General features: G+C 66.5%; 13 protein-coding genes. 8 read left to right on the top strand and 5 right to left on the bottom strand.

What is annotated here, in order from left to right; all coding sequences use genetic code 11:
- Positions 1-24 precede the first annotated feature (24 nt).
- The 3 genes from AzCIB_RS13435 to AzCIB_RS13425 are packed head-to-tail and all read left to right on the top strand — an operon-like array spanning position 25 to position 5167.
- Entirely contained in the window at positions 25-777 is a 753-nt protein-coding gene (locus tag AzCIB_RS13435; protein WP_050416360.1) for a peptidylprolyl isomerase, read from the top strand.
- A 20-nt stretch (positions 778-797) separates the two neighbouring features.
- Entirely contained in the window at positions 798-3869 is a 3072-nt protein-coding gene (locus tag AzCIB_RS13430; protein ID WP_050416359.1) for an ABC transporter transmembrane domain-containing protein, read from the top strand.
- Positions 3866-5167, top strand: coding sequence for a sigma-54 interaction domain-containing protein (locus AzCIB_RS13425; RefSeq protein ID WP_050416358.1), 1302 nt, complete (start codon positions 3866-3868; stop codon positions 5165-5167). The genes AzCIB_RS13430 and AzCIB_RS13425 overlap by 4 nt, the downstream gene beginning before the upstream one ends.
- A 45-nt stretch (positions 5168-5212) precedes the next feature.
- On the opposite strand, the gene AzCIB_RS13420 is transcribed toward AzCIB_RS13425, so the two are convergent.
- The 5 genes from AzCIB_RS13420 to AzCIB_RS13400 form a co-directional block, all read right to left on the bottom strand.
- Positions 5213-5980: a PP2C family protein-serine/threonine phosphatase gene (locus AzCIB_RS13420; protein WP_050416357.1), complete on the bottom strand. Its 768-nt coding sequence runs from the start codon at positions 5978-5980 to the stop codon at positions 5213-5215.
- A 28-nt stretch (positions 5981-6008) separates the two neighbouring features.
- Complete coding sequence (locus AzCIB_RS13415; RefSeq protein WP_050416356.1) at positions 6009-6293, bottom strand: hypothetical protein; 285 nt, start codon at positions 6291-6293, stop codon at positions 6009-6011.
- Positions 6294-6347: 54 nt separating this feature from the next.
- A complete protein-coding gene (locus AzCIB_RS13410; RefSeq protein ID WP_050416355.1) occupies positions 6348-6551 on the bottom strand; it encodes a hypothetical protein in 204 nt (67 codons plus the stop codon).
- Positions 6552-6657: 106 nt separating this feature from the next.
- Positions 6658-6924: a hypothetical protein gene (locus AzCIB_RS13405; RefSeq protein ID WP_050416354.1), complete on the bottom strand. Its 267-nt coding sequence runs from the start codon at positions 6922-6924 to the stop codon at positions 6658-6660.
- Between the two features lie 66 nt (positions 6925-6990).
- Positions 6991-7284, bottom strand: coding sequence for a hypothetical protein (locus AzCIB_RS13400; protein WP_050416353.1), 294 nt, complete (start codon positions 7282-7284; stop codon positions 6991-6993).
- Between the two features lie 322 nt (positions 7285-7606).
- On the opposite strand from AzCIB_RS13400, the gene AzCIB_RS13395 reads away from it, so the two are divergent.
- The 5 genes from AzCIB_RS13395 (at position 7607) to AzCIB_RS13375 (ending at position 16109) form a co-directional block, all read left to right on the top strand.
- Positions 7607-9805 (top strand): toll/interleukin-1 receptor domain-containing protein, encoded by a 2199-nt coding sequence (locus AzCIB_RS13395; protein ID WP_083447019.1) that lies wholly within the window; start codon positions 7607-7609, stop codon positions 9803-9805.
- 1 nt (position 9806) lies between these two features.
- Complete coding sequence (locus AzCIB_RS13390) at positions 9807-11267, top strand: GNAT family N-acetyltransferase (protein ID WP_050416351.1); 1461 nt, start codon at positions 9807-9809, stop codon at positions 11265-11267.
- A gap of 166 nt (positions 11268-11433) precedes the next feature.
- Positions 11434-12915, top strand: a complete 1482-nt coding sequence (locus tag AzCIB_RS24900) for a PAS domain S-box protein (protein ID WP_050416350.1) — start codon at positions 11434-11436, stop codon at positions 12913-12915.
- A gap of 2 nt (positions 12916-12917) precedes the next feature.
- Positions 12918-13322, top strand: a complete 405-nt coding sequence (locus AzCIB_RS13380) for a response regulator (RefSeq protein ID WP_050418370.1) — start codon at positions 12918-12920, stop codon at positions 13320-13322.
- A gap of 12 nt (positions 13323-13334) precedes the next feature.
- Positions 13335-16109, top strand: a complete 2775-nt coding sequence (locus tag AzCIB_RS13375; RefSeq protein WP_050416349.1) for a two-component system response regulator — start codon at positions 13335-13337, stop codon at positions 16107-16109.
- Positions 16110-16147: the final 38 nt, after the last annotated feature.

Genomic DNA, 16147 nt, shown 5'->3' with positions numbered 1-16147 from the left:
CGTTTACCTCAAGGAGCACATGACATGACGGCGATCGTGCGAATCGATGATGAAAACATCGGCACCGAGGAATTCGTGCGGATCCTGAAGCTGACGGGACGATTCGAGGGTCTCGTCGACGAGATCGTGCGTGACCGGGTCGCCGTGCACGCGGCGAAGAAGCAGGGGATTCCGGTGTCGGCCGAGGAAATCCAGGAGCGTGCGGACCAGTACCGCCGCGTGCTGAACCTGCACCGCGCGGCCGACATGAATCGCTACCTCGACGCGCTGGGGGTGAGCCTCGACGAGTTCGAGGAATTCATCATCGACGGCCTGTACCAGGAAAAGATGATGCAGCACGTCTGCAGCGACCGGGCGGTGGAGGAATTCTTCCAGCTCAATTCGCCGCGCTTTGACAGCATCGAGGTGAGCCATATCGTGCTCGAGAACGAAGGCCAGGCGAAGGAGATGATGTCGCTGCTGGCGGACGACCCCGACAGCTTCGGCGAGTTGGCGCGCGAACACTCGATCGCCGACACCCGCGAGCAGGGCGGCTACATCGGCACGGTGTTGCGCGGCTCGCTCAAGACCGAGATCGAGGCCAAGGTCTTCAACGCCAACGTCGGCGACCTGCTCGGACCCTTCGCCGCATCCGACCGCTCGTTCTTCGAGATCTTCCTCGTGAACGCGAAGAACCCGGCACGCCTCGACGCCGACACCGCGGCCGAGGTGCGGCGCCTGCTGCGCGACGCCTGGCTGGCGGTGCGGGCGCAGGAACACGTCATCGAAGTGCGTTAAGCACGCGAGGCCGGCAGACCATGGACGCTCCCCCGAAAACGCCCCCGCAAACCGAATCGCTGGCCGACTTCCTGGCGTCCGTCGAGCTGCTGTCGCCCTTCACGCGCGACGAGCTCGAACGGCTTGCCGAGCAGTGCCAGTCGCGCTTCCTGGCCTTCGGCGAGACGGTGTGCAACGCGGGCGAGGCGGCCGAGGGCGTGTTCGTGATCCGTTCCGGCTCGGTGCGCGTCTTCGCCGACGAGCACGGCAAGGAAGTGAGCCTCGGCGTGCGCAAGACGGGCGAGGTCGTCGCCGAGATGGCCATGTTGCGCGAGTACCGCCACGAATTCTCGGCACGCGCCTCGGCCAAGACCGAGCTGCTGCTGGTGCCGCGCAAGGCGATCGAACCGATCATCGCGCAGAACCCCGCCGCGCTGGCCTTCATCACCAGCTACGTCGCGATCGGGTCCGCGGGCGGCGTGGTCGCGCGGCTCTTCGACCTGCGCGGCAAGGTCGACAAGAAGGAACTCGAGGAGCTCGTGCGCAGCGTCGGCGTCAAGCGCGTCGCCGCGGGCAAGGAGATCCTGAAGCAGGACGGGCGCGAGGACCGCCGCCTGTACGTGGTGCGCCACGGCGAAGTGCGCGTCGTGCGCAGCGAGCAGGGCAACGAATACGTGCTTGCGACGCTGGGCCACGGCGAGATCTTCGGCGAGAAGGCCTGCATGATGCGTCAGGAGCAGATGGCCTCCGTCATCGCGACGACCGACACGACGCTGCTGGTCGTGCCGGAGAAATCGGTGCACCTGATCCTGGAGCGCAACCCGAAGCTGCGCGAGGTGCTGGAGGAGCGCATCCGCTTCGTCGAACGCGAGCTGGAGCGCCAGAAGAAGCTCGCGGACCGACGCAAGCTGAAGGTCATGCTCGACCTGCAGTCGAAACCGGAGATGGGCGAGCGGGTGATCCGCCGCTTCCCGCTGGTCGAGCAGGCCGAGGAGATGGACTGCGGCGCCGCCTGCCTGGCGATGATCTGCCGCCACTTCGACATTCCGATGACGCTGGGCAAGCTGCGCGAACTCGCCAACGTCACGACGCAGGGCGCGACGCTGGAGAGCCTCGCGCGCGCGGGCGAGTCGCTCGGCTTCACGACGCGCGGCGTGCAGTGCACCTTCGACGCGCTGCAGGGCTTCGAGCTGCCCTTCATCGCGCACTGGGAGGGTTACCACTACATCGTCGTCTACGGCGTATCGAAGAAGCAGGTGTGGGTCGCCGATCCGGCGCTCGGCTTCCGGCAGATGGCCGTCGAGGACTTCGAGCGCGGCTGGAGCGGCACCTGCCTGCTGTTCAGCCCCGGACAGAACCTCGTGCAGATGGCGGCGGCGCGCTCGCCGTGGATTCGCTTCGTCGGCTACCTGCGCCCCTACAAGAAGATCCTCGCCCACCTGGTGATGGCGACCTTCGTGATCCAGGTGCTGGGCATCGTGCCGCCGCTCATCATCCAGAACATCCTCGACGGCGTGATCGTGCATGAGAACGTGAGCCTGCTGCACCTGCTGATCGCCGGGCTGATCATCACCAACCTGTCGACGCACCTCATGTCGACGATCCGCGCGTTTCTCGCGAACTTCATGGTGCGCAACATGGACTTCGCGATGATGTCGCAGTTCTTCAAGCACACGATGTCGCTGCCGTTCTCCTTCTTCGCCAAGCGCAAGACCGGCGACATCCTCGCGCGCTTCCAGGAAAACCAGACGATCCGCGCCTTCCTCACCGAGTCGACGGTCACGACGGTGCTGAACCTGCTGATGGTGTTCATCTACTTCACGATCCTGTTCCTCTACAACGTGAAGATGACGCTGCTGCTGATCGCCTTCGTCATCCCGATCATGGTGCTGACGGTGGTCGTCACGCCCAAGGTCAAGAACTACGCGCGGGAAATGTTCAGCGCCTCGACCGAAGCGCAAGCCTTCCTGATGGAGGCGCTCGGCGGGGTCGAGACGATCAAGGGCATGGGCATCGAACGCCCGGTGCGCCTGAAGTGGGAGAAGAAATACGCCAAGGCGCTCGCGGTGCAGTACCGGGCGAAGATGTTCAACGTGTGGGTGGGCTTCGTCAGTCAGCTGCTCAACTCGGCGACCACGATCACGATCCTGTGGGTCGGCGCCAATCAGGTCCTTGCGCACGAACTCACGGTCGGCCAGCTGATGGCCTTCAACGCGATGATGGGCAGCGTGCTGGCGCCACTCATGGGCCTTGTTGCGCTGTGGAGCCAGGTCAATGACGCGGCGGTTGCGATGGAGCGCCTCGGCGACGTGCTCGACATCGAGCCCGAACAGCGTCCCGGGGACGTCGCCTCGCGCGTCGTGCTGCCCGACCTGAAGGGCGAGATCAGCCTCGAAGGCGTGTATTTCCGCTACGGCGGCAACGAAACGGCCTACGTGCTGGAGAACATCAGCTTCGACATCAAGCCGGGCGAACTGATCGCCATCGTCGGCCGCAGCGGCTCGGGCAAGACGACCCTGGCGAAGCTGCTGGTCGGTTTCTACCCGCCGTCGGACGGGCGCATCGTGGTCGACGGCTACGACATGAGCGTGATCGACAAGGAGTACTACCGCGCCCAGGTCGGCTACGTGATGCAGAGCAACCTGCTGTTCTCGGGGACCATTGCCGAGAACATCGCCAGCGGTGACGAGACCCCGGACCGCCGGCGCATCGAGGAAGTGGCGAAGATGGCCGATGCGCATGCCTTCATCCGCAAGCTGCCGCTGGGCTACGAGCAGATCGTCGGCGAGCGCGGGATGGGGCTCTCGGGCGGGCAGATCCAGCGCCTGTGCATCGCCCGCGCGCTGTACCACGATCCCCGCCTGCTGGTGTTCGACGAGGCGACGTCCGCCCTGGATACCCAGTCGGAAAGCAACATCATCGGCAACATGCAGGAGATCCTCAAGGGGCGCACCGCGGTGATCATCGCGCACCGGCTGTCGACGATCATGCGCGCCGACAAGATCCTGGTGCTGTACGAAGGGGCAATCGTCGAGCAGGGGCGGCACGACGAGCTTGTCGCGCGCCAGGGCATGTATTACCAACTGGTGCAGAAACAGCTGGCGGCGGCATGAAGATCCTGGCCCCCGGTTCGCGCGGCAGTTCGGCGATCTCCTACGCGGGACTGCTGGAGAAGATCGAGATCCTGCGCTCGACGCTGCGCTGGGCGTCGACCCTTGCGCGGCCCGAGATCGAGAAACTGCTGCGCCAGGCGAACACGCTGCGCGACGAGGTCATGCAGCTGTCGCACAAGGAACGCTTCGTGCAGGCGGCGGCGACCGAGGCTGCGCCCGCGGATCTGGCGCCCGGTGCGCGGCGGCGCGCCTTGCTCGATCGCAGCTTCGTATTCGAAGGCGCGTTCGGCGACAATCCGCAGCTCCTCGAAGCCCTGGAGATCGCCGAGAAGGCCGCGCCGACCGACCTGCCCGTGCTGATCGACGGTGAGAGCGGCACCGGCAAGGAGTTGATGGCGAAGGTCATCCACGCCAACGGTTCGCGCCCGGACAAGCCCTACATCTCGGTGAACTGCGGCGCAATTCCGGAAAACCTGCTGGAATCCGAACTCTTCGGCCACCGCAAGGGCGCATTCACGGGCGCCGTCAGCGACCGCAAGGGCAAGTTCGAGAGCGCCCACACCGGCACCATCTTCCTCGACGAGATCGGCGAACTGCCGTTGCCCGGGCAGGTGAAGCTGTTGCGGGTGCTGGAATCGCACGAGATCCAGCGCGTCGGTTCCGACGAGCCGATCGCGGTGGACGCGCGCATCGTCGCCGCGACCAACCGCAACCTGCGGCGCCTGAGCGAGGAGGGGACCTTCCGCGAGGACCTGTTCTATCGCCTCAGCGTCATCCACCTGACCCTGCCGCCGCTGCGCGAGCGCCGGGACGAGATCCCGCTGCTGTTCGCCTTCTTCGGCGATGAGGCGGCGGAAGCGCTCAAGCGCCGGCCGATCAAGATGTCGTCGCGCTTGCGCGACTTCCTGCTGCGCTACCGCTATCCCGGCAACATCCGCGAGCTGCGCAATCTGATCTATCGCCTGTCCTGTCTCGCCGGCGAAACGGCCGATCTCGAACACCTGCCGCCCGACATCCGGCCCGCGCCCGCGGTGTCGCCAGCGGCGACTGCCCCCGTGGCCGGCGTGGCCGCCGCGGCGGAAGCGATCTCGCTCAGCGACGCCAAGCGGGTCGCGAGCGACGAAGCCGAGAAGCAGTTCCTGGAACGCGGGCTGGAGCAGGTGGGCGGAACGGTGGCCGAACTGGCCCGCCGCTGCGACATGAACCGGTCGCACCTGCAGACGCTGTTGAAGAAGCACGGCATCCACTCGAAGGACTTCCGCAAAGGGAATTCCTCGCGCGGCGAGGGGGGCAACTGAGGGGCCACTTGAGGGGCAACTGAGCGGGCGCGCGGCGTAGCCCCGTTACAGCGCCGGATTCAGCACGGTCATGTCCGAGCAGTCGGGGTCTTCGGCACGGACGACGACGGCGGTGATATTGTCGTGCCCGCCGCCTTTCAGGGCGAGGTCGACCAGCGCGTCGGCCGCCTGGCGGCAGTCGCCCGTGGCAAGGTTGTCGCGGATGTCGTCCTCGCTCACCAGATTGCTCAGTCCGTCGCTGCACAGCAGGAAGATGTCGCCGTCGCCGACCACGACCGCGCCCTGATCGAGTTCGAGGACGTCGACGGCACCCACCGCGCGCGTGATCAGGTTGTGACCGGGTTGCAGCGCATCGTTGCCAACCGGAAAGCCGCGCGCCCGGAGTTCCTCGAGTGTGCTGTGGTCGCGGCTGAGCAGGGTGAGCCTGCCTTTGCGATACAGGTAGATCCGGCTGTCGCCCGCCCACAGGTAGGCGCCGTAGCGTTCGCACGCGAGCAGGGCGACGACCGTGCTGCCGATGATCGAGACATCGCGCATCAGCGCCTCCGCGCGAAGCCGGCGGTTGACGTCCTGCAGCCGCTCGCGTGCCGCGTCGACGAGGTTCGTCAGGCTCGAGAAGGCGGGCAGACCGTCCAGCGTGGCGACCACCATGCCGCTCGCGAGGTCGCCCGCGTCGTGCCCGCCCATGCCGTCTGCGACCGCCCAGAGCGCGCGCTCGGGGCGGTCGAGAAAGGAGTCCTCATTGACCTCCCGCACCAGCCCGACGTGGCAGCGTGCGGCGGAGGTCCAGCGAATCGGAGTTGGGCCGGTCAAGCTTGTCTCCCCGAATGGGGCCCGGCCGCTACTGCTTCAGCGCGTTGCCGTCTGCGCCCACGCCGACGCTGATCGTCGAGTTGGCGGCCGTGTTCGTGATGTCGATGACCTGGAACTGATTGACCATCTGGTCGGCGACGAACGTGTTGCTGATCTGGTAGTAGTTCACCGACCGGCCGAAGCTGGGCTGGGACGACACAAAGGGGCGGATCCAGCCGTAGACCCACGGCGCGCCGCCGCCCTTGATGGACGCCAGGGCGGCGCGATCCAGATCGCGATTCATGCTGAGGTCGTGGATGGCGATGGCGGACATGATATTTCTCCGGATTCGATGTCGATCAGGGCGGTCGGCTTCGGTGTGCAGGCGTTATTTGAACAGCGTGCTCATCGCGGGACGCCGCCGCGTCTCGGACCTCCCGGCTCCGGCGTTACGCGACAGCTCGGGAAAGCGGGGGGCGCGGACCGAGGCAGCCGGACTGGCGCGCAGACGCGCGCCTCCGGTGATTGCCTGCATCGCTTCGCGATCGAGGTCCATGTTTTCCGGCAAGTCCTTGATAACGATGGTGGCCATGGTTTTTCCTGACGGTAAGTGCTTGGGGTGGCGATCGACGATGGTTCAGTATAGGTCACGCGATTCGACCCTCTGATCGACAAGGAGGCCGCGGGCCTCCGTTGCCCTAGATTGCGATGACCGGGTTTGCGATCTGCGCCGCATTCAGGTCCAGTTCGAAGCCGAAATCGGCCCCGATCACGCCCACGTTGTTGAGGGCATTGACCTGGATATTCTGGAATTGTGCGATCGTCTGATTGATGCCGACATTGACGTTCACGTTTGCGAAGGGAAGGTGTGCGACGGGCCCCAGCGCGCCTCCGCGAACGGCTGACATTTCGCCGCTGTCGAGTTCCTTGCTCAGGGCCAGATCGCGAATCATGATCGACGACATGGTAGTGCTCCTCGTATTGGGTTGGATCGGTGGAGGCCCGGGGGCCTCCACATGATTCGGTTGCGTTCAGAAGTGGACGTGGTTGTTGATGTTGGCGTTCTGCGTCGCGGTGACCGGCACTGACGGGGACGCGATCCCGGCCAGCACGGCGACGTTGTTGCCGACGTTGGTCGCCACACTTTGTCCCTGATTGATCTGCTGCAGGGCGCTGAACGACTCGTTCGTCGTGGAGGCATCGACGTAGCCCCCCCAGTAGAAGGGCGTGTAGTACATCGCGTGCATGCCGCCGCGCACTTCGCTCATTGCCTCGCGGCCCAGTTCTTCGGTCATCGGCAGGTCGTTGATGGTCAGGGTTTTCATGATGGCTCTCCTTGGGTTTCAGTCTTGGGTCTGTGATTTCTTTCGAGCACTTCCGCGCGCTCGAAACTCCTATTGCAGGGGGCGTGCCAGAAATCCGGCAGTGCCCGAGTTGTTTTGCAAGCCATTGAAAACACTAGTGTTATATGCGTTTTACCAAGAAGTCTGGTCGTGCAACTGCAACGTGCCGCGGGTAACTGACGGGTAACGCCGAACACATTGCGGCATCCCTGTCTGTCCGTGGGCAACACCCATGCGGATCGGCAGCGCTGCGCGCTTGGTCTATCGTGATCAATAGGTGACCGTAACGGGGTGGGGGGGGGCGATGAGCCAGACTACGCACGTGTTCGTCAGCTACAGCCGCGAGGACGACAGCTGGTGCGACGTCGTCGTGAAACATCTGCAGGGCCTCCATGACCCGATCGAGATGGATGTCTGGCTCGACCGCAACCGCATCCGTGCCGGTGACAAGTGGCTGCCTGAGATCGAGGCTGCACTGGCCAGTGCGGACCTCGCCATCCTCCTCATCAGCCCGTCCTTCCTCAGTTCGAACTTCATTCGCAAGACCGAACTGCCAAAGCTGCTGGCGCGCTCCGAAAAGGGCTTGCGCGTGATTCCCGTTCAGATCATTCCCTGCGCATGGGAGGCGATAGGCTGGCTGAAGGACACGGATATTCGGCCCAAGGTGCGGAACGAGAAAACGAAGAAGATCAAGGCGCTCGCCGAATTCGGCAAGGAAACGTCGACGACCGTGAATCGCCACCTCAGCAACCTGATGGTCGAGATTGCCGGACTTCTCGGGGATGCCGCTGCGGGACGGAATGCGCATGCGGGGCCGTCGGCCGCCGACGATGACGAGATGCATGCGAAGGCCGCCGCCGCGCTGCTCGCGGCGACCTTGCTGCAGGAGATGCGCAGCGAGGCGCGAGAGGAGTTCGCCGGCCAGGTCGTCGAGCGGCTGGGGACGTTCTGCGATCTTTCGGGCGAGCCGCTGTTCAGTGCGCTGCGGCTCTTCATCGAGTACCAGTTGCTGCGCTCCGAGGCGCCGACCTCCGCGCGGGCATTGCAGGAAACGCTCGACGGACTCGAGGTCAGCGATACCGCGCGCCGGCTCGCCGGCGAGTTGAAGCGCGGTGCGCGAAACGGCGACTTCAGCGGCAGCGTGGTCGAGGTGAATTCGCTGTTCTTCATGTTGGCGCGCGAACGCGAGGCCTTGTGGGAGACGTACTTCGACACCATCGAACGCGTCGCGCGCAATGCGCCACCCCCGGACCAGCTCGCGACCCTGTGTCGCATCCGCGTCAACCTCGGCTTCGTCGCGCCGCAGTTCCTCGTCGCCGGGCTGCTGTCGCATTTCGAGGACGACTGGCGGCCGGTGCTCAACGCGTATCAGCACTCGATACCCAAGGCCGCGGTACGCTCCGGCGCCTTCGAGAGCCTGCAGGCCTCGCAATGGAACTGCTGGCTGGTGTGGGGGCCGAGCATCCCGATCTGCCGATGCGCGCAGTGGCAGGGCAAGTTCGCGTATCAGTATGGCTATGGCGACGAGAACAATTCGCTGCCGCTGATCGAGATCGACGAGGACGAGAGCGGCGAACCGCGCAAGCTGGGGCCGTTGGTCGCCGATCTCGCTGCCGCCGGCCGTAGCGCGAAACTCGTGCAGCTGACCGGACGCCTGCGCTGGGGGCCGCATTTCCTAGGCGAGGAAGGGGACAAGGGCCTCGATTTCCCGGCCGACGACGCGCCGCGCGACCTGATCGACGAGCTGGACCGTGACGACAGCGAGGAGGAGTTGCAGCCGCGCAAGTATCCGATGGCCGCCGCACAGGCCAGTCTGTGGTGTGGCGAGGGACCCGGCCACGCGCATCATTCGGACGGACTCGTGCTGCAACTGGAACAGGTCGATCGCGAGGTCGACGAGACGCGCGTCTACTTTTCCGCCTACCTGTGGATGATGTACCTCGTCGCGGTCGGCAAGCCCGATCCGTCCGACCCCGACGTCGGGCCGCGCCTGCTGCGTCGCAAGTGTTATCCGCCGTGGCCCGAGAACGCGAGCCAGCGGGTGCGCGTCGGCGACGCACGCCTGTGGGAGGATCTGCTGCCGGTGTTCGTGCATGCGAACGTCTCCGATCCCGCAGCCCTGCGCTTCCAGCGCCGCGCGGTCGTCGAGAACAGCTTGCAGCTGCTGCGCCAGGTGTGGGAGCGACGGGCCGAATTCTTCGACGCCGATGATGTCGCCAGCGGCATCCGCTTCCACCTCGTGTGCAGTTCGGACTACTCCGGCTGTGACTGTGCGATCCGCTACCCGTCGGCCGAGCCGCTACCCGATCTGCTGTGCAAGCGCCTCGAAGCCGAGCCCGATCGCGAATTCGCCGCCGCGGTGATCGTGCCGGGGAGTGCGGACAACCCGGCGCTGCGGCCCTGGGGGCTCGCAGGCTACTTCTCGTCCTGCCACCTGCCGGAACTGGTCGCCGATTACTTCGCCTACGTCGACCAGCTGCAGCGGCAGAAAACCAAGCGCTGACATGGCCGAAGGTGGAGGTCAGCGCGTCGCCGCAAGCTCCCGGGTGCCCAGCGTGCGCTTCCGCGAAATCGACGCCTCGCGGGCCGGGCTGGCGGCGCTGGAGCGCTTCTACCGCGAGCGCTACGTCGCAGAGTTCCCCGACCCCGACGAGCGCGAATCGCTCGACAACATGCGGCGCTATCTGCTGCTGAAGGCGCAGGGTTGGTACGGGAGCAACAACTACCACATCGTCGTCGCCGAACTCGACGGCGAAGCGGTCGGGGGTGTCGTGTTCGACTATCTCGCCATGCCGCGTGCGGGCGTGATCGAATTCCTGTTCGTCGCTTCGGACCGCCGCGCTTCCGGCATCGGCCGCGCACTGCTGGACGAGGCGATCCGCCTGCTGCGCCGGGACGCCCGGCGGCACGACGCGCGCCTGGCCGCCGTGGTCGCCGAGATGAACGATCCCTTCCGCCGTCCCGCGACGCCCGACAACATGGACCCCTTCCGGCGCGCGGCGATCTGGGGCCGCTGGGGCTTCGGCGTGCTCGAATTCCCCTACGTCCAGCCCGCGCTGTCGGCGGGACAGCAGCCGGTCGACGGCCTGCTGCTGATCATGCGTCCGTTCGGGCGTGTGCCGCAGTCGGGCTTCCGTTCGCACTGGGTCGAACTCGTCGTCGCGGAGTATCTGCGCTGGGCGATGCGCATCGAGGACCCCGCGGCGGACCGCGATTTCCTCGCGATGTCCGACGCGCTCGCGTCGCATCCGCGCGTCGCGCTGGTTCCGCTGGGTCGCTACGCAGGCCAGGACCCGACCGACGGATTGGTGGTCGAAGTCGTGTCGTCGCCGGATCGGCCGCCGGACGGCATCGCGACGGCGGCCGCGATCGCCCGCGCGGCGATTCCCGTCCCCGGCCGCGTCGCCGCGCAGCAGGATTTTGCCGCGGCCTTCGCGCTCGGCGACAGCGGCGCGGCGCACTATCACCTGTGGCTGTTGCGCACGGCAACGGACGCCCCGGCCGAGGGCATGGCGAGTTTCTTCACGCTGCCGACGGCCGGTTTCGGCGGCTATCTCGTCCTTGCCGGAACCCTGCGCGGGCGCGGCCTGCTGCGCCGGGCGGTCGCACGCATCGAGGCGCGCATGAGGCAGGACGGGACGTCCGCCGAGGGATGGTTCATCGAATGCGGAGCGGAAGCGGTGGCGGTGTTCCGGCACATCGGTTTCATCGACGTGCCGTGCGACTACCGCCCGCCCGCGGTGGGCGAGGCGTCGCCGGGCGGGGCACCCGAACGTCTGCACCTGCTGTTCAAACCCTTCGGAATGCGCCGCGAGCCGGACCGTCTCGAGCGCGATTTCGTGTCCCGCGCGCTGCGGGAAATCCTGTGCTCGGTTTATGCGATCGGCAATCCTGAGGCCGCTTCCTGCTATCGGCGGGTGCTGCGGACGCTGGCCGACGGCGATCTTCGCGGGGTGCGGCGATGAATGTATGTGCTTGAAAACCATGCTTTTGCAAGGGCTATTACCCGACAAAAACGGTTGGATACGGGGCGTCGATTTGCTATAGATACGTCATGGACGGGGATTCATCTCCGCAATACGGAGCGATCTCCCCGAATCCGCGCCGAGTTCGCGAACCGGGGGAGTGCTCATGGCGATGGACGTTTGCGGTCTCCTGCTGGACGAGGCGCCCGATGCATTCGTGGTGCAATCGCCGGAGGGGATCGTCCTGCACTGGAGCAGGAGCGCCGAAGCCATCTTCGGTTACGCGGCGAACGAGGTCGTGGGGCGGGACCTGCTCGACCTCATCGTGCCCGCCGACCGCGCGGACGAGGAGCGCGGCATGCGGTGCGAGGCGCTGGAAACGGGCTTCGCCGCGATCGAATCGCTGCGGCGCTGCAAGGACGGTTCACTGGTCTTCGTCTCGATCAGCGCGAAGACGGTACGCGACAGCCAGGGACGGCCGCAGTACCTGATCGTGTGTGAGAAGGACGTCACGCAACTCAAGGTGATGCGCGACGCGAAACTCGTCGACGCCCGTTACAGCAAGCTGCTGGAGTCGATGCCCGACGGCATCGTGCTGATCAACGCGTCGGGGCGCATCGTGTTCGCGAACAGCCAGGCCGAGGCCCTATTCGGCTACGCGGCGGGGCGCCTGCGCGGCCTGCCGGTGGAAGTGCTGCTGCCCGAGCGCCTGCGCGGCGGGCATGTCGCGCATCGTTCGGCCTACTTCGGTCAACTGCGCACGCGGGCGATGGGCATGGGGCTGGAGCTGTACGGCCTGCGACAGGACGGCAGCGAGTTTCCGGTCGAGATCGGACTCAGTCCGCTGGAGACGGGGGAGGGCACGCTGGTGACCAGTGCGATCCGCGACATCACTGAACGCAAGCGCATCGAGCGTGCGCTGCACGAGAAGAACGTCGAGCTCGCAAAGGCCAACGCCGCGAAGGACCGCTTCCTCGCGAGCATGAGCCACGAACTGCGCACGCCGCTCAACGCGATCATCGGCTTCACCGGAACGCTGCTGATGAAGCTGCCGGGGCCTCTGACCGAGGTGCAGGAAAGGCAGCTGCGCCGCGTCCAGTCCGGCGGCCAGCATCTGCTCGAGCTCATCAACGATCTGCTCGACATCGCGAAGATCGAGGCCGGCAAGGTCGAGCTGGTGGTCGAACCCCTGGATTGCCGGGCGGTCGTGGAGGACGTGGCGGCGACGCTGCGCCCGGGGGCGGAAGGGAAGGGACTGGCGTTCGCGATCGAGGTCGTCGTCGAGCCCTTGCAGCTGGCGACCGACCGGCGCGCCTTCAGTCAGATCCTCATCAACCTGGTGCAGAACGCGATCAAGTTCACCGAGCGCGGAGGCGTCACGATCCGGCTCGCGCGGCGCATGGAGGGTGAGCGTGCGCTGGTCGAGGTCAGCGTCCGCGACACCGGCGTGGGCATCGGCGAGGAGGACCTGCAGCGCCTGTTCGCCCCGTTCGCGCGCATCACGCCGCGCAGCGGCAAGTTTGCCGAGGGAACCGGCCTCGGGCTGCACCTGAGCCAGAAGCTCGCCGGGCAGATGGGCGGCCGGATCACCGTCGAGAGCGTGCCGGGGGTCGGCAGCACCTTCGCGCTCGTGTTGCCGGAGGGATGACCGTGACGGCGCGCATTCTCCTCGTCGAGGACAACCCGGCGAACCTCGAACTCGTCAGCTACCTGCTCGAAGCGGCCGGGCACATCGTGCTGATCGCCGAGGACGGCCGGCAGGGGCTGGAACTCGCCCGCAAGGAGCCGCCTCCCGACCTCATCGTCAGCGACCTGCGCATGCCGGTGATGGACGGCTTCGAAATGCTTCGACACATCCGCATGGACGTCGCGCTGAACGACGTCCCCGTGATCGCGGTCACAGCGTTCTCGATGTCGGGCGACCAGACTCGGGTGATGCTCGCGGGCTTCGACGGCTACATCTCCAAGCCCATCGTTCCAGAGACCTTCGTCAGCGAGGTCGAAGCCTACCTGAAGGCCGGACGGCGCAAGGCCGGTCCGCCCGCCGACCCGTGAGGATGCGTGCCGATGGCGAAGATTCTTGTCATAGACGACCATGCCGCGAATCGCGAACTCATCGTGGCCCTGGCTGGCTACGAGGGGCACGAGGCGCTGGAGGCGGGCGACGGCGCCGAAGGGCTCGCCATCGTGCGGGCGCAGCGTCCGCAGCTGGTCATCTGCGACATCCTCATGCCCAACGTGGACGGTTACGAGTTCGTGCGCCGGCTGCGTGCGGATCCGGCGATCGCCGATACGCCGGTGGTCTTCTATACGGCCAATTACCACGAGCGCGAAGTGCGCAACCTCGCCGGCATCCTCGGCGTGTCGCGCATCCTCGTGAAGCCCTGCAACCCCGATGACATCGTGCGCGCCATCGACGACACGCTCCGCCAGGCGGTGAAGGAACTGCCGCCCGCGAGCGATGCCGAATTCGAGCGCGAGCATTTGCGCGTGCTCACCGACAAGCTCGCCGCCAAGGCCGAGGAGCTCGAACGCCGCGCCGCGGATCTCGCGGGCGAGGTCGAGACCCGCAAGCTCGCCGAGGCGCAGCTGCGGCGTGTGCTGCGCGCGCGCAACGTGATGGCCGAGTGCAACCGCACGCTGGTGCGCGCCACCGACGAGCGGCGGCTGCTCGCGGACATGTGCCGCTTCCTCATCGAGCTCGGGAACTACGGCATCGCGTGGGTGAGCCTGGCGTGGCACGACGCCGACTGCACCGTGGAGACGGTCGCCGCCGCGGGCGAGGGGGCCAGCCTGCTGAAATCCTTCCGCTTTTCGTGGGGCGACAACGCTTGTGGCAACGGCCCGGTGGGCGAGGCGGTGCGCACGCGCGCACCGCAGGTCGTGCACGACATCGCGTCGGACCCGCGCCTTGTGCGCTGGCGCGAGGCGGCACTCGGACGCGGCTTCCAGGCGGCCGCGGTGCTGCCCCTCGTATTCGAGCATGAGACTTTCGGCGTGCTGTGCATCGTCACGCGCGAGAAGGAAGCCTTCGATGGGGACGAGCTCGAGCTGCTCGGCGAGCTGGCGGACGACATCGCCTACGGCATCCACACGCTGCGCGCGCGCGTCGTGCAGCAGCGCACCGAGGAGACGCTGCGCCTGCGCAACCGTGCCATCGACGAGAGCATCAACGCCATCGTGATCAGCGCGGCCGACCGCGAGGCCGATAACCCGGTGCTGTACGTGAACCCCGCCTTCACGCTGATGACCGGCTATGCGCCCGAGGAGATCATCGGGCGCAACACGCGCCTGCTGGTCGGCGACGACTGGGACCAGCCCGACATCGAGCGTCTGCGCGAGGCGGTGCGCCGCGGGCGCGATGCCCGGGTCACGCTGCGCTGCTACCGCAAGGACGGTTCGCTGTTCTGGAACGAGATCTCGCTCGCGTCGATGCACGACCCGAGCGGGCGCGTGTCGCACTTCATCTCGATCTTCAACGACCTCACCGACCGCAAGCGCTATGAGGCGGAGCTCGAACAGCAGGCCAACCACGACGCCCTGACCGGACTCGCCAACCGCAACCTGCTCAACGACCGCCTGCAGCAGTCGATGATCCGCGCGCAGCGCAACGCCGGCGCGGTGGCCGTGATGCTGCTCGACCTCGACCGCTTCAAGCTGATCAACGACAGCCTCGGCCATGCCGTCGGCGACGAACTGATCTGCGAGGTGGCGCGGCGCCTCGCGGCCTGCGTGCGCCAGGGCGACACCGTGGCGCGCCTCGGCGGCGACGAGTTCATGATCGTCATGTCCGAGCTGTGGGCCGAAAGCGATGCCGCCTCGCTCGCGGCCAAGGTGCTGCAGCGCGTGTCGGCGCCGATGAAGCTGTCGGGCCACGAGATCGTCGTCACCGGCAGCCTGGGCGTCGCGCTGTTTCCGCGCGACGGCGAATCGGCGGCCCTGCTGGTGAAGAATGCCGACGTCGCGATGTACCGCGCGAAGGAGCAGGGGCGCAACGACTTCCGCTTCTACGCGCCCGAGATGAACGCACGCATGCTCGAACGCCTGGAACTCGAAAACGGCCTGCGCCGGGCGCTCGACCAGGGCGAGCTGGAACTGCACTACCAGCCCAAGGTCGAGCTCACCAACGGGCGCGTGGTCGGCGCCGAGGCGCTGATCCGCTGGCGCCATCCGGTGCTGGGCATGGTGTCGCCGGCCGATTTCATCCCGCTGGCCGAGGAAACGGGTCTCATCGTGCCGATCGGCGAATGGGTCATCAACACCGCGTGCCGCCAGCTGAAGGCCTGGCGCGAGGAAGGGCTCACGGGTGTCAGCGTCGCGGTCAATGTCTCGGCGCGGCAGTTCCAGCAGGAGGATCTCGTCGGCGTGCTGGGCGAGGCCTTGCGTTCGTCCGGGGTGCCCGCGCGGAGCCTGCACCTCGAAGTCACCGAGAGCGGCGTGATGAGCAACCCGGAGCGCACCATCGTGATCCTGCGCACGCTCAAGGACATCGGCGTGCTGGTCTCGCTCGACGACTTCGGCACTGGCTATTCCAGCCTGAACTACCTCAAGCGCTTCCTCATCGACAGCGTCAAGATCGACCAGTCCTTCGTCGCCGACCTCACGACGTCTTCGGAGGACGCCGCGATCGCCCGCATGGTTATCTCGCTCGCCCACAGCCTCAACCAGACCGTCGTCGCCGAAGGCGTCGAGACCGTGGCGCAGCTCGACTTCCTGCGCCGCCACCGCTGCGACGAGATGCAGGGCTTCCTGTGCAGCCGTGCGATTCCCGCCGCCGAGTTCGCCGGGATGATCCGCGACGGGGGCTGCGTGCTGCCGTCAATGGCAGGAACGCTGCATTAGCTTTCGCCGTTCGCACCCCAGAGCCGTAGGGCGGAAAA

This window comes from Azoarcus sp. CIB (genome assembly GCF_001190925.1).
Lineage (GTDB): Bacteria > Pseudomonadota > Gammaproteobacteria > Burkholderiales > Rhodocyclaceae > Aromatoleum.
This window is presented reverse-complemented; position numbering and strand designations above follow the sequence as displayed.

Bases quoted from the DNA above. Each gene is read 5' to 3' on its own strand.
- AzCIB_RS13435 (WP_050416360.1), top strand. From the start codon at position 25: ATGACGGCGATCGTGCGAATCGATGATGAAAACATCGGCACCGAGGAA.
- AzCIB_RS13430 (WP_050416359.1), top strand. From the start codon at position 798: ATGGACGCTCCCCCGAAAACGCCCCCGCAAACCGAATCGCTGGCCGAC.
- AzCIB_RS13425 (WP_050416358.1), top strand. From the start codon at position 3,866: ATGAAGATCCTGGCCCCCGGTTCGCGCGGCAGTTCGGCGATCTCCTAC.
- AzCIB_RS13415 (WP_050416356.1), bottom strand. From the start codon at position 6,293: ATGTCCGCCATCGCCATCCACGACCTCAGCATGAATCGCGATCTGGAT.
- AzCIB_RS13410 (WP_050416355.1), bottom strand. From the start codon at position 6,551: ATGGCCACCATCGTTATCAAGGACTTGCCGGAAAACATGGACCTCGAT.
- AzCIB_RS13405 (WP_050416354.1), bottom strand. From the start codon at position 6,924: ATGTCGTCGATCATGATTCGCGATCTGGCCCTGAGCAAGGAACTCGAC.
- AzCIB_RS13400 (WP_050416353.1), bottom strand. From the start codon at position 7,284: ATGAAAACCCTGACCATCAACGACCTGCCGATGACCGAAGAACTGGGC.
- AzCIB_RS13395 (WP_083447019.1), top strand. From the start codon at position 7,607: ATGAGCCAGACTACGCACGTGTTCGTCAGCTACAGCCGCGAGGACGAC.
- AzCIB_RS13390 (WP_050416351.1), top strand. From the start codon at position 9,807: ATGGCCGAAGGTGGAGGTCAGCGCGTCGCCGCAAGCTCCCGGGTGCCC.
- AzCIB_RS24900 (WP_050416350.1), top strand. From the start codon at position 11,434: ATGGCGATGGACGTTTGCGGTCTCCTGCTGGACGAGGCGCCCGATGCA.
- AzCIB_RS13375 (WP_050416349.1), top strand. From the start codon at position 13,335: ATGGCGAAGATTCTTGTCATAGACGACCATGCCGCGAATCGCGAACTC.